The sequence below is a fragment of the Comamonas sp. NyZ500 genome (assembly GCF_016772095.1).
In the GTDB taxonomy this organism is placed as follows: domain Bacteria; phylum Pseudomonadota; class Gammaproteobacteria; order Burkholderiales; family Burkholderiaceae_C; genus Comamonas; species Comamonas thiooxydans.
Genome location: NZ_JAEIJE010000001.1, coordinates 307,166 through 334,084, shown reverse-complemented (window position 1 = coordinate 334,084; position 26,919 = coordinate 307,166). Strand labels below are relative to the sequence as shown.

At 64.7% G+C, this 26,919-nt stretch carries 24 protein-coding genes and 1 riboswitch; of the genes, 11 read left to right on the top strand and 13 right to left on the bottom strand.

Annotation, left to right across the window (positions count from 1 at the left end; translation table 11 throughout):
- Positions 1–27 precede the first annotated feature (27 nt).
- The 7 genes from cobN to cobJ all read left to right on the top strand — a co-directional run bounded on the left by cobN (position 28) and on the right by cobJ (position 9,802).
- Entirely contained in the window at positions 28–3,864 is a 3,837-nt protein-coding gene (gene cobN / locus JAO85_RS01515) for a cobaltochelatase subunit CobN (protein WP_202787289.1), read from the top strand.
- On the top strand, positions 3,861–5,075 hold the full coding sequence (locus tag JAO85_RS01510) for an ATP-binding protein (protein WP_202787288.1): 1,215 nt from the start codon (positions 3,861–3,863) through the stop codon (positions 5,073–5,075). The genes cobN and JAO85_RS01510 overlap by 4 nt, the downstream gene beginning before the upstream one ends.
- A gap of 44 nt (positions 5,076–5,119) precedes the next feature.
- The gene (locus JAO85_RS01505) at positions 5,120–5,740 is read left to right on the top strand and encodes a VWA domain-containing protein (RefSeq protein WP_237734655.1); all 621 of its coding nucleotides are present in this window, start codon (positions 5,120–5,122) and stop codon (positions 5,738–5,740) included.
- A 173-nt stretch (positions 5,741–5,913) separates the two neighbouring features.
- Positions 5,914–6,154: riboswitch (cobalamin riboswitch) on the top strand.
- 128 nt (positions 6,155–6,282) lie between these two features.
- Positions 6,283–7,623, top strand: coding sequence for a nitrite reductase (locus JAO85_RS01500; protein ID WP_202787287.1), 1,341 nt, complete (start codon positions 6,283–6,285; stop codon positions 7,621–7,623).
- Positions 7,607–8,236, top strand: coding sequence for a precorrin-8X methylmutase (locus JAO85_RS01495; protein WP_202787286.1), 630 nt, complete (start codon positions 7,607–7,609; stop codon positions 8,234–8,236). Before JAO85_RS01500 ends, JAO85_RS01495 begins: the two co-directional genes overlap by 17 nt.
- Before the next feature lie 11 nt (positions 8,237–8,247).
- Entirely contained in the window at positions 8,248–8,988 is a 741-nt protein-coding gene (gene cobI / locus JAO85_RS01490; protein WP_202787285.1) for a precorrin-2 C(20)-methyltransferase, read from the top strand.
- A 25-nt stretch (positions 8,989–9,013) separates the two neighbouring features.
- Positions 9,014–9,802 (top strand): precorrin-3B C(17)-methyltransferase, encoded by a 789-nt coding sequence (cobJ, locus tag JAO85_RS01485; protein WP_202787504.1) that lies wholly within the window; start codon positions 9,014–9,016, stop codon positions 9,800–9,802.
- Between the two features lie 31 nt (positions 9,803–9,833).
- Here cobJ and JAO85_RS01480 read toward each other — a convergent pair whose 3' ends face one another.
- Positions 9,834–10,589, bottom strand: a complete 756-nt coding sequence (locus JAO85_RS01480) for a cobalt-precorrin-6A reductase (protein WP_202787284.1) — start codon at positions 10,587–10,589, stop codon at positions 9,834–9,836.
- On the opposite strand from JAO85_RS01480, the gene cbiT reads away from it, so the two are divergent.
- Genes cbiT through cobF form a run of 4 tightly spaced genes read left to right on the top strand, consistent with a single transcriptional unit; the run spans position 10,582 to position 13,767 of the window.
- The gene (cbiT, locus tag JAO85_RS01475; protein ID WP_202787283.1) at positions 10,582–11,778 is read left to right on the top strand and encodes a precorrin-6Y C5,15-methyltransferase (decarboxylating) subunit CbiT; all 1,197 of its coding nucleotides are present in this window, start codon (positions 10,582–10,584) and stop codon (positions 11,776–11,778) included. The two genes, JAO85_RS01480 and cbiT, sit on opposite strands and share 8 nt — an antisense overlap.
- Complete coding sequence (locus JAO85_RS01470; protein ID WP_202787282.1) at positions 11,775–12,218, top strand: cobalamin biosynthesis protein; 444 nt, start codon at positions 11,775–11,777, stop codon at positions 12,216–12,218. Before cbiT ends, JAO85_RS01470 begins: the two co-directional genes overlap by 4 nt.
- Complete coding sequence (gene cobM / locus JAO85_RS01465; RefSeq protein ID WP_202787281.1) at positions 12,215–13,009, top strand: precorrin-4 C(11)-methyltransferase; 795 nt, start codon at positions 12,215–12,217, stop codon at positions 13,007–13,009. Before JAO85_RS01470 ends, cobM begins: the two co-directional genes overlap by 4 nt.
- The gene (cobF, locus tag JAO85_RS01460) at positions 13,009–13,767 is read left to right on the top strand and encodes a precorrin-6A synthase (deacetylating) (RefSeq protein ID WP_202787280.1); all 759 of its coding nucleotides are present in this window, start codon (positions 13,009–13,011) and stop codon (positions 13,765–13,767) included. Before cobM ends, cobF begins: the two co-directional genes overlap by 1 nt.
- 118 nt (positions 13,768–13,885) lie before the next feature.
- On the opposite strand, the gene JAO85_RS01455 is transcribed toward cobF, so the two are convergent.
- From JAO85_RS01455 to JAO85_RS01400, 12 genes are all read right to left on the bottom strand, one after another.
- Positions 13,886–14,893, bottom strand: coding sequence for a LysR family transcriptional regulator (locus JAO85_RS01455; protein WP_054074035.1), 1,008 nt, complete (start codon positions 14,891–14,893; stop codon positions 13,886–13,888).
- Positions 14,894–15,159: 266 nt separating this feature from the next.
- The gene (locus JAO85_RS01450; RefSeq protein ID WP_012837972.1) at positions 15,160–15,960 is read right to left on the bottom strand and encodes an amino acid ABC transporter permease; all 801 of its coding nucleotides are present in this window, start codon (positions 15,958–15,960) and stop codon (positions 15,160–15,162) included.
- Entirely contained in the window at positions 15,957–16,619 is a 663-nt protein-coding gene (locus tag JAO85_RS01445; RefSeq protein ID WP_003063004.1) for an amino acid ABC transporter permease, read from the bottom strand. Before JAO85_RS01445 ends, JAO85_RS01450 begins: the two co-directional genes overlap by 4 nt.
- Positions 16,620–16,622: 3 nt before the next feature.
- Entirely contained in the window at positions 16,623–17,525 is a 903-nt protein-coding gene (locus tag JAO85_RS01440; protein ID WP_039048540.1) for a glutamate ABC transporter substrate-binding protein, read from the bottom strand.
- A gap of 674 nt (positions 17,526–18,199) precedes the next feature.
- Positions 18,200–19,507, bottom strand: coding sequence for an MFS transporter (locus JAO85_RS01435; protein WP_202787279.1), 1,308 nt, complete (start codon positions 19,505–19,507; stop codon positions 18,200–18,202).
- Between the two features lie 260 nt (positions 19,508–19,767).
- Positions 19,768–20,292: a MaoC family dehydratase gene (locus JAO85_RS01430; protein WP_202787278.1), complete on the bottom strand. Its 525-nt coding sequence runs from the start codon at positions 20,290–20,292 to the stop codon at positions 19,768–19,770.
- A 9-nt stretch (positions 20,293–20,301) separates the two neighbouring features.
- Positions 20,302–21,081, bottom strand: coding sequence for an enoyl-CoA hydratase/isomerase family protein (locus tag JAO85_RS01425; protein WP_202787277.1), 780 nt, complete (start codon positions 21,079–21,081; stop codon positions 20,302–20,304).
- A gap of 14 nt (positions 21,082–21,095) precedes the next feature.
- Positions 21,096–22,643, bottom strand: coding sequence for a class I adenylate-forming enzyme family protein (locus tag JAO85_RS01420; protein WP_202787503.1), 1,548 nt, complete (start codon positions 22,641–22,643; stop codon positions 21,096–21,098).
- 64 nt (positions 22,644–22,707) lie between these two features.
- Positions 22,708–23,709 carry a nitronate monooxygenase family protein gene (locus JAO85_RS01415; RefSeq protein ID WP_202787276.1) on the bottom strand — a complete coding sequence of 334 codons (1,002 nt, stop codon included), beginning with the start codon at positions 23,707–23,709 and terminating at the stop codon, positions 22,708–22,710.
- 38 nt (positions 23,710–23,747) lie between these two features.
- Complete coding sequence (locus tag JAO85_RS01410; protein WP_087864829.1) at positions 23,748–24,545, bottom strand: enoyl-CoA hydratase/isomerase family protein; 798 nt, start codon at positions 24,543–24,545, stop codon at positions 23,748–23,750.
- A gap of 10 nt (positions 24,546–24,555) precedes the next feature.
- The gene (locus JAO85_RS01405) at positions 24,556–25,806 is read right to left on the bottom strand and encodes an acyl-CoA dehydrogenase family protein (RefSeq protein WP_229228563.1); all 1,251 of its coding nucleotides are present in this window, start codon (positions 25,804–25,806) and stop codon (positions 24,556–24,558) included.
- A 20-nt stretch (positions 25,807–25,826) separates the two neighbouring features.
- Positions 25,827–26,831, bottom strand: coding sequence for a phosphotransferase family protein (locus JAO85_RS01400; RefSeq protein WP_237734653.1), 1,005 nt, complete (start codon positions 26,829–26,831; stop codon positions 25,827–25,829).
- Positions 26,832–26,919 lie beyond the last annotated feature (88 nt).

The following is a 26,919-nucleotide window of genomic DNA, read 5'->3' as shown; positions in this document are numbered from 1 at the left end:
AAGCGGATAAAGCTATCTTTTTGAATCATGCACCTGCTCAGCTCCCGCCCTGGCGGCTTTGTCGAAGACGACAGCATCATCACCCGTCTGGACCAGACGCCTGCAGACATGGTGGTGCTCAGTTCCGCCGACACCACGCTGTCGCTGCTGGCCGATGCCTACCGGATGTGGCTGCAGGCCGAGCCCCGGGCCGCGAGTTCCACGCCCACGCTGCGCCTGGCCAACCTGCTGCATCTGCGCCAGAGCGCCTCGCTCGATCTGTATATCGACGAGGTGCTGCAGCATGCCAGGCTGGTCATCGTCGATCATCTGGGAGCCGAGTCCACCTGGCCCTACGGCATCGAGCAGCTGCAAAAGCTGGCGCGCCGCAAGGGCCAGAAGCTGGCCATGTTCTCTGGCGACAACCAGGAAGATCCCGAACTGCTGGCCAAGGGCACGTTGGAGCCCGAGCAAAGCCGTGCGCTGTGGCAATACCTGCGCGCCGGCGGCCTTGGCAATGCACGCGAGTTCCTGCGCATGGCGGCAGCCTGGGGCCTGAACCAGGGCCGCGAGGGAGCGCCCGTGCGGGTGCTGCCCCCCGTGGCAGTGCATGTGCCTCAAGCCTGGCTGGCTGACGATGCAGGGCACCTTCCGGGCCTGGACGACCTGCAGGCACGCTGGACGCCCGGCGCCCCCGTGGCCATGCTGCTCTTCTACCGCTCGCATCTGCTGGCGGCCAATACCGAGGCCTTCGATGCCATGGCCGACGCCCTGCTCGCGCGCGGCCTGAACCCGCTGCCGCTGGCCCTGGAGTCGCTCAAGGACGGGCTGTGCCTGCAGACGCTGCGCTCCCTGTGCATCACCCACCAGGTGCAGATCATTCTCAACACCACGGCGTTTGCGGCCCTCGGAGAACATGCGCGCACCGGCGAGGCGGCCGACGCGCTGGCCGGCGACATTCCCGTACTGCAGGTGATTGCCAGCGGCAGCAACCGCGAGGACTGGCTGGCCGACAGCCAGGGCCTGCGCCCGCGCGACATTGCCATGCAGGTGGTGCTGCCCGAGATGGACGGCCGCATCATGACGCGCGCCATGAGCTTCAAAGGCCTGGCCCATCGCTGCGAGCTGACGCAAACCGATGTGATCAGCTACCAGGCAGAGCCCGACCGCATTGCCTGGATTGTCGAGCTGGCCTGGCGCTGGTGCCAGCTGCGCAGCAAGCCTGCGGCTCAGAAGAAAGCCGCGCTGATACTGGCCAACTACCCGGGCAGCGAGGCACGCATGGGCAGCGGCGTGGGTCTCGATACGCCGGAATCCGTCATTGCCCTGCTGGATCAGCTGGCACGCGACGGCTGGCAACTGGGGGATGCTGCGGCGCGGCCCGACTCCGGCCTGGCGCTGATGGGCCTGCTGCAACAAGGCATTGCCAATGACCCCAAAAAATGGCCGCTGCGTCCTGCAAGCCAGGGCTATTCGCTGCAGGCCTATCAACAGCGTCTGGCACAGCTGCCCGGCGATATGGCCCAGGCCATCGCCGAGCGCTGGGGGGCGCCCGAGCAGGACCCGATGCTGCGCGATGGCTGGTTCATGATTGCCGGCCTGCAGCTGGGCCATGTCTTTGTCGGCATACAGCCCGCACGCGCTCTCGATGGACGCAATGACTACGCCAGCTATCACGACGCCGAGCTGGTGCCGCCCCATCACTATCTGGCGTTCTACTTCTGGCTGCGCGATGTGTTCGGCGTGGACGCCATGGTCCATGTGGGCAAGCATGGCAATCTGGAATGGCTGCCGGGCAAGAGCCTGGCGCTGTCGCAGCAATGCTGGCCCGATGCCATTCTCGGCCCGCTGCCGCATGTCTACCCCTTCATCGTCAACGACCCCGGCGAAGGGGCTCAGGCCAAGCGCCGCAGCCAGGCCGTCATCATCGACCATCTGATGCCGCCGCTCACGCGCGCCGAAAACCACGGCCCCATGCAGGAGCTGGAACGCCTGGTGGACGAATACTACGAAGCCCTGCTGGTCGATCTGCGCCGCTCCGGCATGTTGCGCAAGCAGATTCTGGACTGCGCCAGACAGCAGGATCTGCTGCGCGAACTCGGCCTCGAAGCGGCGGGCGCGCAGCCCGATGCCGACGAGCAGTTGCTGGAACGCATCGATGCCTATCTGTGCGAACTCAAGGAAACCCAGATCCGCGATGGCCTGCATATCTTCGGCAGCTCACCACAAGGCCAGTTGCGCGAATCCACCCTGCTCTCGCTGGCACGCTATCCCGGCAATGCCGGCAGCGAGCAAGGCCTGCTCAATGCGCTAACAGCCGACCTGCTGCCGGCCATGGACTGGAACCCGCTGGACATGGATGCCGCAGCCCCCTGGAACGGCCCGCGCCCGGCCGCGCTGCAGCAGCAGGATGCCGGCAGCTGGCGCCATGGAGGCGACACGCGCGAGCGGCTCGAGCTGCTGGCCCTGCAGGTCATTGCCAATCCCGCGCTGGCCCGCGACTGGCCGCACACCCTACAAGTGCTGACGCGCATCGAGCAGCAGATTGCACCGTCACTGGATGCCTGCGGCCCGCAGGAGCTGCTGCAGTTCTCGCGAGCATTGCAAGGGCGCTTTGTGCCACCCGGCCCCAGCGGCTCGCCCTCGCGCGGGCGCTGCGACACCTTGCCTACAGGGCGCAACTTCTACACCGTGGACACCCGTGCCATCCCCACCCAGACCGCCTGGGCGCTGGGGCAGCAGTCCGCGCAGCGCGTGCTGGAGCGTTATCTGCAGGAGCATGGCGAGTACCCTCAGGCCATCGGTCTTTCCGTCTGGGGAACAGCCACCATGCGTACCGGCGGTGACGATATCGCCCAGGCCTTTGCCCTGATCGGGGTTCGTCCCAAATGGGCGGCCGGCAGCCAGCGCGTGACCGACTTTGAAGTCATTCCCGCCGTGGGGCTGCGTCGCCCGCGTGTCGACGTGACCTTGCGCATCAGCGGCTTCTTCCGCGATGCCTTTCCCAACGTGGTGCAGATGTTCGATGCCGCAGTGCGTGCCGTGGCCGAGCTCGATGAGGACGCCGAGGACAACCCCATCCGCGCGCGCGTGCTGCGAGATACGCAGGCTGCCGTGGATCAGGGCCTGAGCGCCGACGCAGCCCGCGAACAGGCGCTGTGGCGCGTTTTCGGAGCGCCCACCGGCAGCTATGGTGCCAGCATGCATGAGATGCTGCGTAGCGGCCAGTGGACCGATGCGGGCGACTTTGCACGCCACTATCTGCACTGGGGTGCCTATGCCTACGGCCAGCAGGCCGATGGCGTGCCGGCCCGCGCCGCGCTGGAGCAGCGTCTGCAGGCACTCGATGTGGTTCTACAGAACCAGGACAGCCGCGAGCATGACCTGCTGGACTCCAGCGAGTACTACCAGCATCAGGGCGGCATGGTGGCGGCAGTGCGGCACCTGGGCGGCAGCGACCCTGCCGTCTATCATGGCGACCATGGCAATCCTCAGTCTGCCAGGATTCGCTCCCTGGCCGAGGAGATAGGCCGCGTGGTGCGCGCCCGCGTCACCAACCCCAAGTGGATTGCGGGCGCCATGCGCCACGGCTACAAGGGCGGCTTCGAGATGGCTGCAACGGTGGATTATCTGTTCGGCTTCGATGCCACCACCGCACTGGTCTCGGACCAGCATTACGCCATGGTCACCCAGGCCTATGTCGAAAACGAGAGCGTGCGCCAGTTTCTGCGCCAGCACAATCCACAGGCGCTGGGCGATATCGTCTCGCGCCTGCTGGAAGCCATAGACCGCGGCATGTGGGAGCAGCCCGGCGAACATCACCAGAGCCTGCTGGCCCAGATGCTTGAGCACGAAGAATTCATGGAAGGACAGGTTTCCCAATGAGCCCCAACCACGATCCGGTACCCGTATTCCCACTCACGGCGATACAGGGGCAGCCCACCCTGGTACAGGCCCTGCTGCTGGCCGCGATAGAGCCGCAGCTGGGCGGCGTGCTGATTCGAGGCCCGCGCGGCACGGCCAAGTCCACGGCGGCCCGCGCGCTGGCGGACCTGCTGACCCCTGCGCCCTTTGTCACCCTGCCGCTAGGCGCTTCCATCGAGCATGTGACCGGCAGTCTGGACCTGTCCAAGGCGCTCTCAGGCCACGAAGTGGGCTTCGCTCCGGGTCTGATTGCCAAGGCGCACGACGGCGTGCTCTATGTCGATGAAATCAATCTGCTGCCCGATGCCATCGTCGATGTGCTGCTTGACGTGGCGGCCTCCGGCATCAATCGCATAGAGCGCGACGGCATCTCGCACAGCCATGCCGCGCGCTTTGTGCTGATCGGCACCATGAACCCCGAAGAAGGCATGCTGCGGCCACAGTTGCTGGACCGACTGGGCCTTTGTGTGCAATTGGACAATGCTCAGGACCCGCAGCTGCGCAGCAGCATCGTCAAGGCAAGGCTGCGCTTTGATCAGGATCCCCAGGGCTTCGCCCGATCTCATGCGACCGGGCAGCAGGAGATTCGCCAAAGGCTGACGCTGGCCCGCAGCCGTTGCCGCAATGCCTCGGAGCTGGCCTGGAGCGATGCCGTCCATGAGGCCGTGGCCCTGCAGTGCATTGCCGCCCAGGTCGACGGGTTGCGTGCCGACCTGGTCATGCTGCGTGCTGCACGCGCTCTGGCGGCCTGGCAAGGCAGTCAGAGCATCACGCCCGCACATGTGTCCGAAGTCGCGCCACTGGTGCTGCAGCATCGCGCCAGCCAGCCAGATCCGGGCAGCTCCAGCCAGCTGCGGCAGCCCCCCGCAGCCACGCCTTCCGCCCAGCCGCCGGCAACGCCCGCCACACCGTCAGGCGCGGGCAGCGCAGCCCGCACAGAGCCTGATACCCAGGCACCAGCATCTCATTCACCGGCTACCCGCGAGCCCGGCGCCACCAGCTCCTTGCCTCAAGAGGCAGGCCCGAGCCTCGAACAGCCGCCTGCCGGCTGGGGACAGGCTCAAGCCGTGAGCAGCACCGCCTTCGATGCACAACAGGCCGATGCCATGGCACAGGCAGCCCTGGAGGCCCTGGCCGCAAAAAAAGCCCGAGCCTCCGGTCCGCTGCGCTGAGCGCCGGCCGGGGGCAAATCGGCTCCGAAAACCATGGCCTGGCCTTGGCCAGCCATGCCGCACCCGGCGTCCACAAGATGCCAGGGGCATCGATTGACTGGACAGCCACCCTGCGCCAGCGTCAGGGCCAGCCACTGGTACACGCACATCTGCGCTGGCGCCAGCCCGAGGGAGCTGTACGCAGGCAACACCTGTTTCTGCTGGACTGCTCGGCCTCCATGGTGGAGAGCGGCGCATTCGCCCAGGCCAAGGGCCTGCTGCTGCAGTGGCTGCGCCGGGCCTATCTGCAGCGCGAATCCGTGGCCCTGCTCTGCTTCGGCGCAGGCAGGCTGCACTGGCTGCTGGAGCCCACGCGGGCGCCACGCTGGAATGCCGATCTGATCGAGCCGCTGCGCGGCGGTGGCGGCACGCCGCTGGCCCAGGCCCTGCAGGCTGGCTGGCAGATGGCGGCCAGATACTCCCGGCAACCATCCTGCCTGTGGCTGATCAGCGACTTCCGCAGCCCCGATGTGCTGCAGTTGGAGCGCTGGCCTGCTCCTGCCGTGGCACAGGTTCTGGTGGACTGTGAAACCGCTGCGGTCCAGAGCAAGCGTCTGTTTGGCGGTGCCGAGCGGTTGGCAAAGGTCTGGCCGGATACCTTGCGACTGCCGCTGAAATTTAGCTAAGAAAAGGCATCTACCGCTTAACAGGAAAGCGTTAATAGCTATCTATTTTGATAATCATCTGGCAGGACATCACGCCGCCCCCTGCCCGCCCTATCGATATCCGGTCGCCGCACAAGCGGCAGGAAAGCTGCTGCCAGGCCGATGAGTTCGGCCGTGTGCACCAGGTTATCGCGTAAGATCGCGCCACCACAGGTGCCTCATGGCGTGCTTTGGCACGCGGAGGTGAAACGAGAAGCAGGTGAATGGAGTTCCCACCAATCCTGCACTGCACCCGCAACGGTAATCAGAGATATGGAGATGCACGCTCTGGCCCACGGCCATGGCCGCCACTGCGAAAGCGGGAAGGCGCATCGACATGCCACCCTCAGGTGGGCTCTGTAAGTCCGGAGACCGGCCTGGTGTGTACAAGGCGCAGCGGGGTTGCATGTGGCTTGTGATATGCCAGCGCCTGCGTGCGGCTCATCACCTCTTCATTTCCCTCTGCACATTTTGTTTGTCTGGCCCGGGTATCGGCCAAACCGACCGTGGATGACCTATGTTGCATGGAATTTGCCAGTCAGATTTGTCCCAGCGGGCCGGCCGTGCTCTGGCCTCATCGCCTGGAGCAGCGCTTGTCCAGCCCTGAGACCATCCAGATTCGCGGCTGGTGTCCCAGCACCTGGAAGCCCATGCAGGCACAGGACGGCTGGATTGTGCGCGTACGCCCTCGCTGCGCATCTCTAACCGCCGCTCAGTGGCTGGTACTGGCCGACCTCGCACGAACCCATGCCTCGGGCCAGATCGAGCTGACCCGCCTCGGCAATCTGCAATTGCGCGGCGTGCACGAATCGGCCCTGCCTGCCTTGCGCGCAGCGCTCGTTGTCTCGAGACTGGCCCCAGCCGATGAACAGGCAGATCTGGCTCCTGCCGTGCATTGCACTCCGTTCTATACAAGAGGAGATCGCACCCATGCACTGGCTCTGGCGCTTTCCGTGGCAACGGCGCGTGATCTCAGTCCCCTGGCCCTGCAACAGCAGAACATGCCGGCCCTGCCCGGCAAATTCGACATGCTGGTTGACGATCCGCAGTGTCATCTCCGAAGCCTGAGCTCCGACCTTCAGCTATGGGCCTGCGCCGATGGAGGCTATGGGCTTGCCCTGGGCCAATCGGATGACTGGTATGGCTTTGAGACTGCACCGGCTGCCGTGCAGGCAGCCATACAGATTGCCCTGTGGTTTGCCCGTGAGCGCAGCTCGCAGGCGGCAGGCCGATTGCGCGGCCTTGCCAAGCCCATCGACCTTCAGGTCTGCGGACTCGCCAAGGCCAGTCATCACCTTGAGCCCCGGGCTCTGGACAGGAACGCTGCCAGGTCGTTGCGGCCCGGAGCGCCCAACCCTCACGGCCTGCTGCTCGGCGCCCCGTTGGGACGCCTGGACGCATGGGCCATACAGAAGCTGGCGGCTCTCATGCCCGAACAAGCGGAGATCCGGGTCACGCCCTGGAAATCCTTGCTTCTGCCGAACAAGCACCTGGATTCTCTGCCTGCCCGGCTCGATGCCAGGGACTGGATCAGCCAGTCCGCGGATGTGCGCCTGCGGGTTTCGGCCTGCACCGGAGCCCCCAACTGCCCTCAGGCCCATATCCCGGCCCAGCCCATGGCCTTGCAATTCGCCAGCTCACAGGCGGCGGACCGGCATCTTCATATCAGCGGCTGCGCCAAGCTCTGTGCCCTGCCTGCCGATGCGACAAGTGTGGTGTTTGCCAGCCAGGACACAACGGGCCAGATATGGCTGCACGCCAGCCCCGCCGAAGCACAACCGTCTGCCAGGGCATCCATTCCCTATCGGCCTCTGAACTCCGATCCTCACGATATACAGCAACAACTCAATGACCTACAACTATGAAAAGTGCGGTGAAGAGATTTACCGGCAATCCTTCAGCATCATCCGCCGAGAGGCCGATCTCAAGCGCTTCAACCCCGTGGAAGAGCGGGTCGCCTGTCGCATGATTCACGCAGCCGGCATGGTGGAGCTGGCCGCACATATCCATTTCTCCCCGACCTTTGCCGAAGCGGCGGAAGCCGCACTGCAGCGCGGAGCACCCGTGCTCTGCGATGCACGCATGGTCAGCGAGGGCATCACGCGCAAGCGCCTGTCGGCCCAGAACCCCATCATCTGCACCCTGCAGGACCCGCGTGTGCCAGCGCTGGCAGCCGACATGGGCAACACCCGCAGCGCCGCAGCACTGGAGCTGTGGCGCGAGCATCTGGACGGCGCCGTGGTCGCCATCGGCAATGCGCCGACGGCCCTGTTTCATCTGCTCCATATGCTGCAGGACCCGGGCTGTCCGCGCCCGGCGGCCATCATCGGCTGCCCGGTCGGCTTTGTGGGAGCTGCGGAGTCCAAGGACGCTCTGCGCGAATGGGGACAGATTCCGTTTGCCATCGTGCAAGGACGCCTCGGCGGCTCTGCCATCACGGTTGCCGCCATCAACGCGCTGGCAACCACGGTGGAGTAGGAAGAGTCACCATGAATCACGGAAAAATCTTCTGCGTGGGACTGGGTCCCGGCGATCCCGACATGATGAGCGTGAAGGCCGACCGCCTGCTGAGGAACGCCCGCCATGTGGCCTACTTCCGCAAACGCGGTCACCCGGGCAAGGCGCGGCAACTGGTCAACGGCCTGCTGCATGCCGAGGTCACGGAGTACCCGATGGAGTACCCGCTGACCACGGAGATCCCACACGACGACCCGCGCTATATCGCCCAGCTGTCCAGCTTCTATCAGGACTGGCAGTCCCGGCTGACACAGCTGACGCGCAGCGAGGATGTGATCGTGCTTTGCGAAGGCGATCCATTCTTCTACGGCTCCTTCATGCACCTCTATGTGCGTCTGCGCCAGGCGGCGCAGGTGACAGTGGAAGTGCTGCCCGGCATACCCGGCATGGTGGGCTGCTGGCATGCCACCGGCATTCCCATGACCTGGGGTGACGATGTGATGAGCGTGCTGCCCGCGACCCTGCCCGATACGCCGCTGCGCGAGCATATGGCGCGCTCGGACGCGCTGGTCATCATGAAGGTGGGACGGCATCTGGGCCGCATCCGTGCGCTGCTGAGCGAGCAAGGCAAGCTGGAGCGAGCCTGGCTGGTCATCAACGGCACCATGAGCGATCAGCAGGTCATGCCGCTGCACGATGCGCCCGAGCGCTGCCCTTACTTCGCCATCATCGTCGTGCACGGCCAGGGCCGCCGCCCGGCCAATGACATGTGAATGCGCTGTCATGAGCACGACCACAATGCCTCCACAACTCTTGGTGCTGGGCCTGGGCCCGGGCGATGATGCACTGCTGACGCAGCAGGTACGCGACAGCATCGCCAGCGCCAGCGATGCATTCGGCTACTTTCCCTATGTGGCGCGGCTGCAGGGCCTGGAGCACCTGCAACTGCATGCCAGCGATAACCGTGAGGAGCTGGAGCGTGCGCGCAACGCCTTGAATCTTGCAGCCCAGGGCCGCAAGGTGCTGATGCTCTCGTCGGGCGACCCGGGCGTGTTCGCCATGGCCAGTGCCGTGTTCGAGACGCTGGAACAGGCCAGCCCCGAGGAGCATGCCCGCTGGCAAGGCGTGGACGTGCAGGTGCAGCCGGGCATCACCGCCATGCTGGCAGCAGCAGCCCGCCTGGGCGCCCCCTTGGGACATGACTTCTGCACCATCAATCTGTCCGACAACCTCAAGCCCGCCAGCATCATCGAGCGCCGCATCCGTCTGGCCGCCCAGGCCGATTTCGCCATGGCGTTCTACAACCCCTGCTCGCGCTCGCGCCCCGATGGCTTCTCACGCGCCCTGCAGGTGCTGCAGCAGGAGTGCGAGCCCGAGCGCCTGATCTGCTTTGCCCGCAACGTCAGCCGCCCCGATGAGACACTGCTGGTCGTGAAGCTGCTGGATGCACGGGCCGATATGGCCGATATGCGCACGGTGGTGATCGTGGGCAACAGCCAGACCCGCCAGGTGGGCAAGCATGTCTACACCCCGCGCAGCTATGAGGCCGGCAGCAGCGCTACCTCTGCCGTGACAGACCATGCTTGAACGCACGCAAGGCCTTGCCGGGCTCAAGTGCTCAGCAGCGCTGCCGGCGCAACCACTCCATGGCCTGCTGCGGGCTTTGGCACTGGGTACGCGGCGCCAGCACCGGCCTGTCGACCATGATGACCGGAATGCCCAGCTGCCGCGCGGCCTCGATCTTGGCATAGGTATCTGCGCCACCGGCGTTCTTGCTGACGATGCAGTCGATGCGGTACTGCCCGAGCAGCGCCAGTTCGTCGGCGAGCCGAAACGGACCGCGCGCAACGATCAGCTCATAGCTGGATGCAGGCAAAGGCAAGGCACCGCCCTCCTGGTCGATGACGCGCAGCACAAACTGGTGCTGATCGTCAAGGCCTGCAAACGCCGCCAGCTGCTTGCGTCCTATGGCCAGAAACACTCGCTTCAAAGACCGACTCAAGACCTGTGCGGCAGCCGCCATATCCGGCACATGCTGCCATTGGTCGCCAGGCTGCGCCTGCCAGGCTGGCCGCTCCATGGACAGCAAGGGCAGATCCAGTTGGGCGCAGGCCGCGATGGCATTGGCACTCATCTGTGCGGCGAATGGGTGGGTGGCGTCGATGACATGGGTGATGTGATGCGCACTCAGGTAATCGACCAGCCCCTGCACGCCGCCAAAACCGCCCACACGCACGGGCAAGGCCGGAGTACGACGCGTCTGGGTGGCCCCGGCATAGGAATAGATGGCTTGCACCCCGGCCTCATGCAGCAGCGTGGACAAGATATAGGCATCGAAAGTGCCGCCTAACAGGAGAACTTGGGTCATGGCCAATCCGTGGCTTTCAATTATCGGAATTCATCCGTCAGGGCTGGAAGGCCTGAGCCCCGCAGCGCGACAAGCCCTGGATGATGCCAGTGTTGTGTTCGGCAGTCCGCGTCATCTGGCCCTGGCGCAAGCAGGAGCGCGTGGCAGAGCCTGGCCGATCCCCTTCAGCGTCGGGCCCGTGCTGCAACTGCGCGGACAGCAAGGCGTGGCCGTGCTGGTGTCCGGCGATCCGTTTCACTTCGGTGCCGGGGCATCGCTGGCCAGGCACCTGGAGTTGGGTGAGTGGCGCAATTACCCTCAACCCTCGACATTTTCCTGGGTTGCAGGCGAGCTGGGCTGGTCCCAGGAGCGCACCCACTGCCTGGGCCTGCATGCTCGCAGCCTGAGCAGCCTGACGCCTCTGCTGGCGCCTCAAGAGCGCTTTATCTGCCTGTTGCGCGATGGCCCGGCCGTTCACACTCTGGCTCAATGGCTGCTGCAGCAGGGCTGGGGCGACAGCCCTCTGTGGCTGGTGGAGCAGGCAGGCAGCGATCAGCAGGACATACGCAGCGGCACGGTGCGCGAGCTGGCCGCCCTGCTGGCAACCCAGCCGGCCAAGGCCCCTGTGACTGCGGCTTTCGAAGCGCGCGGCGATAAAGGTCTGTCCCGGGTACCAGGCAGACCCATCGGTGAGTTTGCACATGACGGGCAGATCACCAAAAGCCCGGTGCGCGCCATGACGCTGGCTGCGCTGGCTCCGCGCCAGGGCGAGTGGCTCTGGGATCTGGGTGCGGGCTCGGGCTCGGTCGCTGTCGAGTGGTGTCTGGCTGGCGGCCAGGCCATCTGCGTGGAGCAGCATGCCGCGCGTGCGGCCAATATTGCGCAGAACGCGCAGCGCTATGCGGCAGCGATCGAAGTGGTTCATGACCACGCCCTGGCAGCCCTGCCCCGTCTGCAGCCAGAGCCGCAGGCCGTCTTTGTCGGCGGAGGCTTCAGCGCCGAGCTGTTCAATGCCCTATGCATGCGCCTTTCCGGGCCTTGGCGGCTGGTGGTGAATGCCGTGGCACTGCACACCCAGGCGCTGCTGCTGGAACTGCACCGCACACACGGCGGCCAGCTGTATCAGTTGCAATGGAGCGAAGCACAGAGCCTGGGCAGCATGCATTCCTGGTCCCCGGCCCGCCCCCTGGTGCAGTGGGTCTGGAGCAGCCAATGAGACATCTGTTCGCGGGCTGGGGCTTTCAAGCCGGTGCTCTGCCTCAATCATTCGAAAGCTGCTGGAGCCAGGCCTGCCAGATACTTGGGGGCACGGATTCAGCGCCCTGCCGCTGGACCTTTGCCCTGCTGGCCACCAGGAGCCAGACCTCAGCGGCGCGCGCCCTGCAGGATTGGGCCAGCCAGATTCCTGACCATATCGACTGGAAGAGCTGTGCCGAAAGCGCGATTGCGCATATCGACACACCATCCCATTCCGCAAGATTGCAGCAGCGCTTTGCCACGGGCAGCGTTGCAGAAGCCCTGGCCCTGCACGCCGGCGCCGTCCTGGCCCATAGCCGGCTGCTGGTGCTGCGCACCGTTTCGGCAGACCGACGTGCGACGCTGGCGATTGCCGGCTTGCCGCTGCCCACACCATTTATCCCTGGAGTTTTGCCTTGACCGTTCATTTCATCGGAGCCGGCCCCGGTGCGGCCGACCTCATCACCGTTCGCGGGCGTGATCTGCTGGCCGCCTCACCTGTGTGCCTGTACGCAGGCTCGCTGGTACCCAGCGAGCTGCTGGCACACTGCCCTGCCGGAGCCCGTCTCGTCAACACCGCCCCCATGTCGCTGGAAGACATCGTGGCCGAAATCCAGACCGCACACGAACAAGGGCTGGATGTCGCCCGCCTGCATTCCGGCGACCTGAGCATCTGGTCTGCCATGGGTGAGCAGTTGCGCGCCCTGCGTGAGCTGAACATCCCCTACACCGTCACTCCCGGTGTCCCCTCTTTCAGTGCCGCAGCCGCTGCGCTGGAGGCCGAGCTGACACTGCCCGGCTCCTGCCAATCGGTGGTGCTGACACGTACCTCGGGCCGGGCGTCGAGCATGCCCGACGGCGAAACCCTGGTCGCCTTCGCGGCGACCGGCGCCGTGCTGGCGATTCATCTGTCGGTCCATGTGGCCGAGCAGGTGCAGCAGGAACTCACCAGCCATTACGGCCCGGATTGCCCTGCAGCCATTGTCTGGCGCGCCTCATGGCCGGACGAGCAGCTGCTGCGCACCCGCGTGGGAGATATCGCCAGCGCCGCTCAATCGAATCCGCTGCAGCGCAGCGCACTGATTCTGGTCGGGGCCACCCTGAATCAGCAGGATTTCGGCAACAGCCGACTCTATGCCAATGACTACGATCGCCGCTACCGGCCGCGCGGCGACGAACCGCGCTTCCCTCGCGGAAGCGAGGGCGCCTGATGCTGGAGCTGTTCCTGATCGGCATCGGCACCGGCAACCCCGATCACCTCACCCGAGAAGCAGAGAAAGCGATTCGCAGCGCCGACCTGGTTCTCTTGCCACACAAGGAGGACAGCAAGGCAGAGCTGGCCCAGGTCCGCCTGTCGCTGCTGCAAAGCCTGGCCGTGGAAGAGCGCCGAATTGCTCACTTCGACATGCCGCAACGCCGTCAGCAGGGATCGGACTACGACCAGCAGGTGGACGAATGGCATGAGGCCATTGCCCGGCGCTGGCAAGCCAGTCTTCAGGACCGCCTGCCTGCCCGTTCGGGACGCGTGGCCCTGCTTGTCTGGGGCGACCCGGCCCTCTACGACAGCACGTTGCGCATTGCCTCGCGTCTGGGCCTGGCCCGCGAACAGGTATGCGTCGTGCCTGGCATCACTTCCATGCAGGTGCTGTGCAGTGCCCACGGCATTGCCCTCAATGAGATCGGCGAGCCCTTTCTGATCACCACCGGTCGCCAGCTGCGCGAAAACGGCTGGCCATCCGGGGTGAACACCCTGGTCGTGATGCTGGATGGTCAACGCAGCTATGAACAGCTGAAAGACACCGATGTCGACATCTACTGGGGCGCCTATCTCGGCATGCCCCAGCAATTGCTCATGCATGGCCGGCTTTGCGACATCGCGCCAGACATCACCAGCAGGCGCGCCCAGGCCCGTGAGCAAAACGGCTGGATCATGGACATCTACCTGCTGCGCAGGGTCGCAGCCCCCTGACCCAAGGTCGCCCAGGCGCATCCGTCGCCTGGCGGGCACACCGGATCACCGTACGGTGTGCGTCACTTCATCAAGGACTCGATGGCCTAGGGTGTTCAGCTTGCTTGCCGATGCCAGCCTATGCGGACGCAGGTACTGCTGCATGAGGCAGCTCGAGCCGATGCCAGAGCCTGAGCATCTCCTGCAGCAGCGCTGGCGCATGGTCTGTGCGATACACCGCGCCCAACGGCGGCAAACCGCCCTCCATACGCACATCCAGCGCACGCACACGCCCCTGGGAACGCAGTCCCGGCAGAATGCTGCGGGGCACCAGTGATACGGCCCCAGGCTGGGTGAGCAGGCCCTCGAGCACGGGCAGGGACACCGTGGAGGCCGGAAACCAGGAGGCATCCTCCAGCACGGGCAGCACCTCGGTCTCCACGATATTGCGCACTGCGATGCCGAAGCTCGGCAGCACCCAGCGTGCGCCCCTCAAGGCAGGCAGCGGCACATCGCGCCGCCCGACCAGCGGATGATCAGCATCCGCAATCACCACGGCAGCATCCAGCAGCAGCGGCTCGAAGGAAAACTCCACCGGCAAAAGCTGGGGCTGGCGACAGAACACCACATCGAGACCGGAAGCCATGAGCTGCGACAGCAAAGGGGCGCTGGCATCCTCATGCACATCCACATAGACCTGCGGGTGTGCCTCGTAAAAGCGTGGCAGCAGCTGTGAGAGCACCGAAAGCGCAGCTGCCGGAATGGCCCCGAGGCGTAACGCTGCCGAAGCCCCGCGACGGATGGAGGCCAGCGATTCGGACACTTCCTGCAATCCCACCAGCATGCTGCGTGCCGCATCGATCAAGGCCTGGCCTGCCACTGTGGGCCGCATGCCGCGTGCATGGCGCTCGAACAGCTTGATGTCCAGCACCCGCTCCAGCTCGGCCAGGGCCTGGGTAGCCGCTGACTGGCTCATGCTCAGCTCCACTGCCGCCTGCATGACCGAGCCGCATTGCTGCAAAGCCAGCAAAAGCTGCAGCTGACGCAGCCGTACCTGCTTGACCATACGGGAAAAGAGCAAGCGGCCCTCGGGGCTTGCAGCCCCTGCTCCGGCCTGTATCTGAGAAAAAGAAGAGTCAGCAGCCATGATTTCAACGGATGTCGATCGCTTCCACAAAGTTCGTTCCAGCCTCTCGCCAACGCCGGCACCGAACACAGCCCGTGTTCGAGAGCGAGCCGCTCGCATCGAGCATCAACGTGAGCATGATTCGGATGGCTTGCACGCATCCGACTATGCATTCACACCCGCTTGAACGGTCGGAGGAAACGCCGCGACACCGCATTGTCATGCAATTGCCCCGTCTGCGGATGACAGAGCGCCGTACCAGCCGCCCGCGAACCACCCGAGAGCGGTCAATGCATGGGCCTACCTAGTCGCTGGCTCGCCTTTGAAATCGCATAGTTCACAAGGCAGTAAAGCGCCGCCACAACCAGGTACACAGGCACCAGCGAGTGGTAGTTCGCTATCAGCACCTTGGCGTTCTGCATGAGCTCACCATAGGTGACGACATAGCCGAAGGTGGTGTCCTTGACCACGATGACCAGTTGCGCAACCAGTGCCGGAACGATGTAGCGAAGGGCCTGAGGAAAAACGACGAAGAAAAAGACCTGGACTTCGGTCAACCCCAGGCTTCGCGCGGCGTCGGTCTGGCCGCGCGGAACGGCTAGCACGCCCGCGCGGTATACCTCGGCAACCACGGCTGCGGTACTCAGGCCTATGGGCAAGGTCAGCATCCAATAGGTGCTCAGCTTGATCCCGACCGATGGCAGCACCAGAAAGCAAACATAGATGAGCAGCAGCGTCGGCGTGCCGCGCAGGAACTCGATGACAGCAATGCTGGGCCAACGCATCAGCCTCAGCCGCGACAGCCGCCCCAGCAGCAGCAACAGCCCGAGGGCCAGAGCAATGACGGCGGCCATCGCCGACGATGCCAGCGTGCCGAGCAGACCTTTGGCAAGAAAGCTCCAGGTCGTCGGCCAGGCAAAGAATTCCCAATACGGGGCATCGAGCTGCCCTGCCGAATGGAAGCGGAACACGATGGCCACCGCCAGCAAAAGCAGCACGGCTGCGGCGATCGCGCTCACCGCGTTGGTGACGGCCCGGGCCTGGGGGCCTGGCGCAGCAAACAGAATGTCCTCCAGAGAGCGGCTCATCGCAGTATCCGCACTTTCTTTTCCAGAGCTGCGCCGGCCCAGGCGATGAGCAGGCCTGTCACCACATACATGGTGGCAGCCACTGCGAACGCGGCAATGCCGAGCGCCGAGTCGTTGGCGATCTTGGATACGAGCGCGGTGAGCTCCCGGCCTGGAAACGGCAACTGCGACGCCAGAGAGGTCGACAGCATCAATGCAATCAGCAGCGAAGTCATCGGCTGCACCACCGAGCGCAGTGCCTGCGGCAAGACCACGGCAGAAACAATCTGCAGCGGCCGCATGCCCAGGCTGAGTGCTGCCTCAATCTGGCTGCCGGGAATGGTGTTGATACCCGAGCGCAGGTAATCCGCCGTGAATGCGGAGCAGACCAGCGTCAGCGTCAGTATCACGCTAGGCTCATAGTCGATCACGATGTTGAGATCGGGTAGCGCGAAAACGATAAAGATCAGCAGCGCTACGCTGGGAATATTGCGGAAGATCTCGACGTAGACGGTCAGTGCCAAGCGCAACGGCGGCAATGGCATAAGCCTAAGCACCGCGACGACCGTACCCAGCATGACCCCGGGCACAAAGGACACCACCGTGAGCTTCCATGTCAGCAAGAGGGCCTGCCAGAAGGCAGGCCCATAATCGGCCAGGAGCCTGGAAACCTCACCCATTGTTCAAGGCAGAGCAGGCGGCGTCGGAACAGTCGTGCTACCGGTACGCTGCCCTATGGAGATAGTCCAAAGTTTGGCCCAGGTACCATCAGCCTCCAGCTTCTTCAGGAAGGCATTGATGAATGCTACGCCGTCCGAGCCCTTGGGCAGTCCAACTCCATAGGGGTCCTGCGCGCCGAATGGCGCACCCGCGAGCCGCGCGTTGCTGGTGCCAAGGCTCAGGGCGTTGAGCAGCAGCGTGTAATCGGTCACGTAGGCATCCACGCGCCCCTGACGCAGTGCATCGAGGGCTTCCTGATGTGTCTGAAACTCTTGCACGACAGCCTTGGGAGCATATTGGGCCAATATCGCAGGCCCCGTGGAGCCCGCTTGCGTGGCCACCTTCTTGCCGCCCAGGTCGTTGTAAGACTGAACCGTCTTGTTGTTCGACTTGACCAGCACGCCGGACTGCGATGTGTAGTAAGGGCCGGCAAACGAGATCTTCTCGGCGCGAGCAGGAGTGATGGAGTAGGTGGCGAAGACCATGTCCACCTGATTATTGATAAGCACCTGCTCGCGCGTGGACGAGGTCACCTGCGTGAACTGGTACTTGGCGGCGTCGCCCAGAATGTAGCGAGTGATGAGCTGGGCCAGACCCAGGTCAAAGCCGCGGATCTTGCCGTCTTTCTCATTGAGCAGCGAGAAAAGATTCGAGGTTTGCGTGCTGCCGAGGCGCAGCGTGCCAGCCTGTTTGATCTTGCTGGCCCAGGTGCTCGATGCGATGGTCGCCGCATCGGCCACAGGCCCTTGCGCAACCAGTGCGTCATAGGCCGCTGCATTGATGGGAGTGCCCTGTGCGAAAAGCGACCCACCGGTCACGATCGTCAGTGCCACCACGGTGGATTTCAGAATGGATTTGATCGACATGCGGTCTTCTTGGATGGTCTGCGACGCGAATCAATATAAAGCAGCATTTGGAATGCGCGAGCCGCTCGTCCGAGCGTAGCCACCATTGTGCACACAATACGGCCCTTGTGCCCCAACAGGGCACGACGCCGCCAACAGTCCCAGGCCTTGCCTAGCACTCATTCGAGAGACTGACCCTGCCGGCGTCCGGCTATGGCAACTAGCGAACAGTCTGAACTCAAGCTCGATGCGATTGGTGGTGCCAAGCCGGCCAAGCAGCACCTGCGGCAGGCAAGGCAATATTGCCGCCTATCACTCAGGCTATGCTGGCTACGTGGCCTCACCAACCAGACCGCTCGGTCACCAGCTTGGTCGCTTCAACCTTGAATTCCCAGCTGCACTGCCGTCTCGTTCCCATAAACCACCTCCGGTTTTATCTTCCTCTTTAACAAGGTGTCTTTGAAACCGGCAATAGCCCAAACATCGCCGCTGGACTGCGAGTAGCATAAGGACCGCAATGCTAAGTGCCCGATACTCTACGCTCAGCTTAGCCTTGAGATGTGGCTAAGCTGGGAGGCTCTCTCTGATATCAGCGGCTGGCCCTTGTGCTCTGTAACGCAAAGAGGTGTTGGAAGGTCGCCGAATGTGCCCCTTAGAGTGATCAGGTCTCGCCCATTGCTCCTTCAAGATGAGCTTCAAGTGACCGAGCGCGCAACATCGCGGCGGATGGATAGAACTCCAACCAGGCCAATGATGGCGGCGACGATTACAAAATAGGCAGGAGACTGCTTATTCTCGGTCATCTGTACCAGCTTGACGGCCACATAGGGGGCGGTACCGCCAGCAATGATCACGCCCAAGTTCCAGCCGGTGGCAACGCCGGTGTAGCGGTACTGCGGCTGGAACAGCAGTGGCAGCAAGGTGTAGGCGCTAACCTGGGTGGCAACCGTGTTGAGCATCAGCACCACATAGGCCCACGCAGCGACCATCAGGCTGTGCTCCATCAGGCCCATCATCGGGTAGGTCAGGATGATGTAGCCGATCAGGCCAACCAGCATCAAGCGGCGCAGACCGATGCGATCACCGATATAGCCGCCCAGCGGCATCAGCAGCGCAGACAGGCCGATGGCCAAGGTGGCGACCCAGTACACATTGCCAGCGGGGTAGCCCAGTTGCTTGACCAGATGGATACTCATGTAGGTCAGCCCGATATAAGCCGTGCCATTGGTGGCGGCGCTGATCGCGGTCGATTGCAGCAAGGCCTTGGTCTGCAGGCGAAAGACGGCACCAATGGGCGAATGCTCTTTTTTCTCGGGCTTGCTCTCATAGGTTTCCTTGACGCGGGTACGGGCCCAGATGCACAGCAGGGTCAGCGGAAGTGCCAGCAAAAAGGGTATGCGCCAACCCCAGGAACTCATCTGCTCGGGCGTGGTGAGCGCGGTGACCGCGCCAGCCACTGCGGCCGCAACGGCAAAACCACCGGTCGATCCCATTGGCGTGAAGGCGCCAAAGGTGGCCTTCATGTGCGGTGGCGACGACTCTGAGATAAAGGTTGCCGAGCCCCCTACTTCGCCACCAGCCGAGAAGCCTTGCAACAGGCGCACCAGCACCAGCAAGGCGGTGGCGAAATAGCCCATCTGCTCAAAGGTGGGCAGCAATCCCATCAAGGTGCTGCCGATGCCCATGCAGATCAGCGTGCCCAGCAGCGCCGTCTTACGGCCGTACTTGTCGCCTATATGGCCAAACACGATGCCGCCCAAGGGACGAACGAAGTAGGCCGTGCCAAACACCGCCAGTGCGGCCAGCAGCGATACCGTCGGGTCGCCGCTGGGAAAGAACAGCGGCGCAATCACGACGGCCATGTAGCCGTACAAGCTGAAATCGTAGTATTCGATCAAGGTGCCCACAAAACCCGAAACCGCTGCGCGCTTGGCATCGGCGGGTGCTCCGCTCTCACTGGCCTGCGCTGCTGCACCAGCGCTCAAGGTGTTCGCATTCGTCATGATTCATCCATTCGGAAAGGTGGTTTGGATAGAGGGCAACTCCACAAGAGCCACCCCGGGGTTCACATCGGTGCCGAGGGCTTTGTCGCCCCCTTGTCTCGCGGCACCAGTGTTCAAGACGGAAACAGGGAAATCGGGAAATGCTTGGTTGTTTAAGTGCTACGGCACGACGACTACCTCGCCAGGCGCCGCTTGCAGCGCAGGCAGATCGCGCAGTTGCAGCGCCGACGGCGGGCCAAACTGTTCGCACATCAGGGTCTTCATCGCACGCCTCCTTCTTTGAACAGCCGGCGCACCACCGACTCGGCCACACAAGCGGGTTTGCTGTGGCCTTCCAGCGCTACCGTGGCGTTGAAGAGCATCTGCACACCACCGGCAACCAGGCTGACCTCCGTCAGCACAAAGCAGCTGCGCAGCCGGCTGCCCGCACGCACCGGCTGCATAAAGCGCACCCGGTTCAAGCCGTAGTTGATGCCCAGGTCGCAAAACGGAAGCAGGCTGGGCATAAAGTCCTCGTAGTGCTTGCCGAGCAGGGAAAGCGTGAGGAAGCCATGCGCAATCGTGCCGCCAAAGCCGGACTCCTGCGCCGTACGCGCCGGGTCCACATGGACCCACTGAAAATCGCCGGTCGCCTCGGCAAAGCGGTCGATGCGGTTCTGGTCCACCTCCACCCAAGGGCTGACATACAGCTCGGTGCCGGTCAGGGCTTGCAGATCGTCGACGTTTTGGCAGACGGGCACCTGCAGGCCACGGTCTTGGGCGGGCGGGTTCAGTAATTCGTTCATATCGCCTCCTTAGCGCCCCTGGAACACGGGGCTGCGCTTGTGCAAGAAGGCCTGGACAGCCTCCTGGAAATCCTCGGTCATCAGGCCCAGCACCTGGGCATGGTTCTCCAGCTCGATGGCTGCGGCCAGGCTCGGGGCATCCAGGTTCTGCCACATCAGCCGTTTGGTGTGGGCCGTGGCATAAGGCGCATGGGCGGCGATCTGGCGCGCGCACTGCAAGGCCCGCTCCAGCAGTTCGGCCGCTGGCAGCACCTCGCTGACCAACCCTATGCGCAGCGCCTCGTCCGATGCAACGGGGCGGCCGCTCAGCATCAGCTCAAAGGCACGCCCGGCGCCGATGAGGCGCGGCAGGTGGTAGCTGATGCCGCATTCGCCGGCGGTGATGCCGATCCTGACGGCGCCCACATGGAAGGCAGCTTGCTGCGCGGCAAAGCGCACATCCGCCGCCAAGGCCAGCGCCATGCCTGCGCCCACCGCCACGCGGGTATCGCGCAGGCGCTGCACCAGCCCAGCAAAGCTCTGCTGCAAATCCATGTTCTCGCGCACCGTGGCCGGCATCTGCCCGTTCTCATCCAGCAAGGATTTGAGGTTCAGGCCGGCGCAAAAGCCCTCCCCGTCGCCGGTGATGACCAGCACGCGCAGGCTGGCATCCGCCAGGCAGGTATCCAGCAGCGCATGCAGAAACTGCAGATCGGGCAAGCTCAGCGCATTGAGGCGCGCGGCGCGCGTCAGGCGCAGCAAGGCAATGCCCAGCTGCAGGGTTTCCAGGGTGGCGGCATCGTTTGGCATGCGGGCGCCCTCCTTCAAGCCTGGGTGGCCAGCAGCTCTTGGCGCAGCACGCGCTTGAGCAGCTTGCCGTTGGCATTGCGCGGCAGCAGATTGCGGCTGATGGTAAAGCTCTCGGGCACCTTGTAGTCAGCCAGGCGTTCTGCGCAAAAGCGGCGCAGCGCCTCAGCTTCGGTGTGCTTGTCGTCGCGCAAGGTCACAAACACATGCACGCGCTCGCCCAGCACCGGGCAGGGTTTGGCCACCACGGCGGCCTCCAGCACATCGGGGTGTTCGCACAAGGCGTTTTCCACCTCCACGCTGAAGATCTTGTAGCCACCCCGGTTGAGCATGTCCTTGCGGCGGTCCATCACATAGACAAAGCCCTGCGCGTCCATGCGACCCACATCGCCGCTGCGCCAGTAGCCATCGACAAAGTTCTCCTGCGTGGCCTGCGGGTTGTTCCAGTAGCCCTTGGCCACCATCGGGCCCTTGAGCCAAAGCTCACCGACCTCATCGGCCGGCAAGAGGCGGCCATCGTCGTCCATCACCGCGATATCGGCGCAGGGCAACGCCAGACCCACGCTGGCCAGATGCGTGCGCGTCAGCTGCGCGGGCATCACCGCCACCGGTGAGGTGGTCTCGGTCGCGCCATAGCAGTTGGACAGGCGCAACCCTGGCAGCCATTGCGCCAGCCGGTCGATGGTCTCCGGCGGCATCGGCGCGCCGCCAAAGCCGCCCACGGTCCAGTGCGAGAGGTCATGCTGGCGGCAGTTTTCCTGCAGCAACAGCAGCTGGTACATCGCCGGCACCATGATCGTGAAGCTGATGCGCTCCTGGGCGGCCAGCGGCAGCATCTCGGCTGCCTTGAAATGCGGCACCACTACCAGGGCGCCACCCAGGCCCAGAGTCACTGCCATCAGCGCCACCAACCCGGTGACATGACTGAGCGGCACCACGGCGCAACCCCGCACCGTGGCATCCAGCCCCAGCGCCTGCGCGTAGTGCAAGATGGTATGCACAATGCCCAGGTGCGTCAGCATCGCCCCCTTGGGAAAACCGGTGGTGCCCGAGGTATAGACCAACATGGCCAGGTCTTCTTCGTCCAAGGCCTCGCACTGTGGCAGTGGCGCATGGGCCAGCAACTGCGCGAAGGCCTGGGCCGCATCGGGCGCGCCGCCCACCACCACCTGGTGCCGGAGCGCGGGCGTCTCACCCATGCCGGCCACCACGGCTCCAAGCGCTGCGTCATGGATCAGCACCACGGCCTCGCAGCCGCGCAGGATGTAGCCAATACCGGCCGCCTGGTCGCGGATGCTCAGCGGCACCACAACCGCGCCGATGGCCATGGTGGCGTAAGAGGCGATCACAAACTCCGTGCCATTGCCCAGCAGCAGCGCCACGCGGTCGCCCTTGGCGACACCGCGTGTGCGCAGCGCGGCTGCCACGCGCATGACCCGGTCTTGCAGCTGTGCCCAACTTAGGCGCTGCGCACCGCAGACCAGCGCCTCGGCTTGGGGTTGGCGCCGGGCCGCCTGCTGCCACATGGTGATGACATCGTTTGGCCGCTCGGCAAAGCAGCGCATCACACGCTGGTCGTAATGGGTTTCCAGCCTCAGCTGGGGGGGGGTGTGGACGGAGTCATGGTCATCAAGCCTCCTGCAGCACGGGCGCCTCGGGCACGCCAGCTCGGCGCGCGGCGCTGGCCAATGCCTCTTGGCACTCGGCTACCATGCGCTGCACCAGCGTTTCGCAGCTGGGTACATCGTTCACCAGGCCAACCACCTGGCCGGCCCAGACCAGACCGCCATCGACATCGCCGCTGTGCAGCGCGGCGCGGCCGCGCTGGCCGGCAACCAGCGGGTGGATCTCGGCGAACTCGCAGCCGCCGGGCCGGCGCTCGGTGGCCACCACCTGGTCCGATATCGCGTTCTTCAGCACCCGGCCGGTGTTGCGGAACGTGCGGAAGATCAGCTGGGTATCCCGCTCGCCGGCCTTGACCAAGGCGCGTTTGATGTCGTCGTGGATCGGTGCCTCGATCGTTGCGCAAAAGCGCGTGCCCATGTTCACGCCTTCAGCGCCCAAGGCCAGCGCAGCGGCCAGCCCGCGCCCATCGGCAATACCGCCGGATGCGATCACCGGAATGCGCAGCGCGCGGGTGGCCAGCGGGATCAGCACCAGGCCGGTCACATCGTCCTCGCCCGGGTGGCCGGCGCATTCAAAGCCATCGATGCTGACCGCATCCACCCCATTGCGCTCGGCCGACAGCGCATGCCGCACACTGGTGCATTTGTGGATGATGCGCATATGGCCGCGCTTGGCTTTCTCGATAAAGGCGACGGGGCTGTTGCCGGCGGTCTCCAGCACGCGCACACCGCTGTCGATGGCCGCATCCAGGTAGGCCTCATAGGGCGGCGGCTTGACCGAGGGCAGAATCGTCAGGTTCACACCAAAGATCTGGTCCGTCATCTCCCGGCAGCGCGCGATCTCGCGCGCCAGTGCCTCGGGCGTGGGCTGGGTCAGAGCCGTCAGCACGCCCAGGCCGCCGGCGTTGGAGACGGCTGACGCCAGCTCCGCCGTCCCCACCCATTGCATGCCGCCCTGGATGATGGGGTAGCGGATGCCCAGCAATTGCGTAATACGTGTCTTCATAGGATGCCTGTGGCTTGCGTTCATGAATGGGGGTTCGCTCAGCGGCCTTGAAACCGCGCCGCGCGCTTCTCGCGGAAGGCGCTGATACCTTCCTGAAAATCGGCCGTTCCAGCACACTGGGTAAAGCTTTCGGCTTCCTGGTCCAGATGGGCATCCAGCTCGCGCTCCAAGGCGCTGCGCAGCAGCTGCTTCATATGGCCCAGCGCATGGGTCGGGCCCTGGGCCAGGCGCTGCACCAGGGCTTCGGCTTCGGCCACCAGGCTGTCTTTGGCCACCACGCGGTTGACGAGGCCCAGGCGCAGGGCCTCGGTCGCCTCCACGCTGTCGCCCAGCAGGGCCAGCTCCATGGCCTTGCGCAGGCCCAGCACGCGCGGCAGGCCCCAGGAGGTGGAGCAGTCACAGCTTGCGCCGATCAGCGGGTAGGCCACCCCAAAGCGCGTGCCTTCGGCGGCAATGGCCAGGTCGCAGGCCAGCATCAGCCCCAGGCCGCCCCCCGCCACCGCGCCTTGCACGGCGCAGACCACGGGCGCCTGCAGGGCCGCCAGCAGGCGGATGCCGCCATGCATGCCGGCAATCAGCTGTGCAGCGGCCTGCTGCGGATCGGCGCGCATTTCATCCAAGTCGCCACCGGCCATAAAGGCCCGGCCATCGCCGCTGATGAGTACGGCGCGCACCAGCGGGTCGCCGGCAATGTCCTGGCAGGCCTGGTGAAAGACGGCCGCCATGCCTCGGTCAATGGCGTTGAGTGCCTGGGGGCGGTTGAAGCGGATATAGGCCACCGCGCCACTGCGCCAGTGCAGCACGCTGCCGTCGGGGTTCTGGTCGGGATAGGTCATTGCAAGCTTTTCAGTGGCTGGTGCTGTAGTAGGCGGCGGTGGCGCCCAGGTTGTCGCGTGCGCGGCCCAGCTCCGCGCGGGCAATGGCGCGCAAGTGCACCTCATCCGGGCCGTCAAAAAAGCGCATAGCCCGGCCCCAGGACCAGAGGTAGGACAAAGGGGTATCGGGCGTAATGCCCATGGCGCCAAACACCTGGATGGCCCGGTCCAGCACGCGGGTCTGCAGCTGCGCTGCCACCAGCTTGATGGCCGACACATCGATATGCGTGGCCTTGTTGCCGAACTTGTCCATCTTCCAGGCGGCCTGCAGCACCAGCAGCCGCGCCTGGTCGATCTCGACGCGGGACTGGGCGATCCAGTCCTGCACATTGGCGTAATCGCTCAGGTGCTTGCCAAAGGCGCGGCGAGTGAGTGCGCGCTCGCACATCATCTCCACCGCCAGCTCGCACTGGCCGATGGTGCGCATGCAGTGGTGCACGCGGCCGGGGCCCAGGCGCGCCTGGGCCAGGGCAAAGCCGCTGTGCTCCTCGCCCAGCAGGTTGCTGACCGGCACGCGGACCTCGGTATAGGTCACCTCGCAGTGTCCTTCGGGCGCATGGTGGTGCATGATCGCCACGTTGCGCACGATGGTGAGACCCGGCGTGTCCAGCGGCACGATGACCATCGAATGGCGCTGGTGGCGGGGCGCATCGGGGCTCTCGTCGCTGACCCCCATGACGATGGCGAACTTGCAGTGGGGATGCTGCGCGCCGGTGGTGAACCACTTGCGGCCGTTGATCACGTACTCATCGCCCTCGCGGCGGATGGTGGTGCAGATATTGGTGGCATCGGACGATGCCACATCGGGCTCGGTCATCGAAAAGCAGGAGCGGATGCTGCCGTCGAGCAAGGGCTCCAGCCAGCGCTCGCGCTGCTCGGGCGTGGCAAACAGGTGCAGCAGCTCGGTGTTGCCGGTGTCGGGCGCATTGCAGTTGAACACCTCGGCCGACCAGTAGACCCGGCCCATGATCTCGGCCAGCGGGCTGTACTGCATATTGCTCATGCGGGTGCCGGGCTCATCGTCACGCAAGCCGGGCAGGAAAAGGTTCCACAAACCGGCCTCGCGCGCCAGCTGCTTGAGCGGCTCGACCACCTCGGTCGGGTAAGCGCCCGTAGCCGCTATGCGCTCGTAGTCGTGGTAGCGGGGCACCACATGGCGCTCCATGAACTGGCGCAGCGTGCGCTGCATCTGCTGCGTGTCCTCGGGGTACTGGAAGTTCAAGAGCGTCTCCTGTAAAAAATTCAAAACACTGCCGCTGGAGTCTCGATCGCCTCCAGCCCACGCCGGGCCAGGGCCTGGGCCATGGCGCCCACCTCCGAGGCGTTGTCGGCCACCGCATTGCCCCGCGCGGCGCGGGCGGCAATGCCTTCAAAGATGACGGCCCAGCGCATGAACGCAAAGGCCCAGTGGAAAGGGGCGGCCTGGCGGGCCGGATCGCTGCGGCCGGCACGCTGGTAAAAGTGCGCGAGGTATTCGGACTCGGACGGAATGCCCAACGCCGCCAGATCCAGCCCGCGCAGCCCGCCAAACTCCTCGGGCAGGGTGCGCCAGGCCACCGTGTTGAAGGCCGCATCGGCCAGCGGATGGCCCAGGGTGGAAAGCTCCCAGTCCAGCACCGCCACCACCTTCGCCTCGCTGGGGTGGAACAGCAGGTTGTTGAGCTTGAAGTCGCCATGGGTCAGCGTGGTTTCCTCATCGCTGGGGCGGTTTGCGCCCAGCCAGGCCAGCAGCTCATCTATGGCCGGGTTGGGTGCTATGCGCGACAGATCCCACTGCTTTTGCCAGCGATGCAGCTGTCGCTCAAAAAAGCCGCCCTCCTTGCCAAAGCCCTCCAGCCCGGCGGCACGCCAGTCCACCGCATGCAGGGTGACCAGTGTGTCGGCCATCGCCAGGTAGATGGCTCGGCGCTCGGCCGGGCGCATGCCGGCGAGTGCGTTGTCGTTGAACACCCGCCCTTCGACTTTTTCCATCAGGTAGAAAGGCGTACCGACCACATCGCTGTCTGCGTGGTAGAGCAGCATCTGCGGCACGGGCAGCGCCGTAGCTGCTAACGCCTTCATCACGCGGTACTCGCGGTCCACCGCATGGGCCGATGGCAATACCTCGCCAGCGGGCTTTTTGCGCAGCACCATGTGCCGGCTGCCGTAGCTCACAAAAAAGGTCGGGTTGGACTGCCCGCCGCCAATGACCTGCAGCGCCATCTCTCCCTGCAGCCCTGGCAACTGCGCACGCAGAAAGTCGTCCAAGCGGGCCGGGTCAAAAACTTGCGGGTGGGTAGAGAGGGAGCTGGAGGGAGTCATCGAGCAAGGGGGTTGAATGGGTTGCAATCGCAGG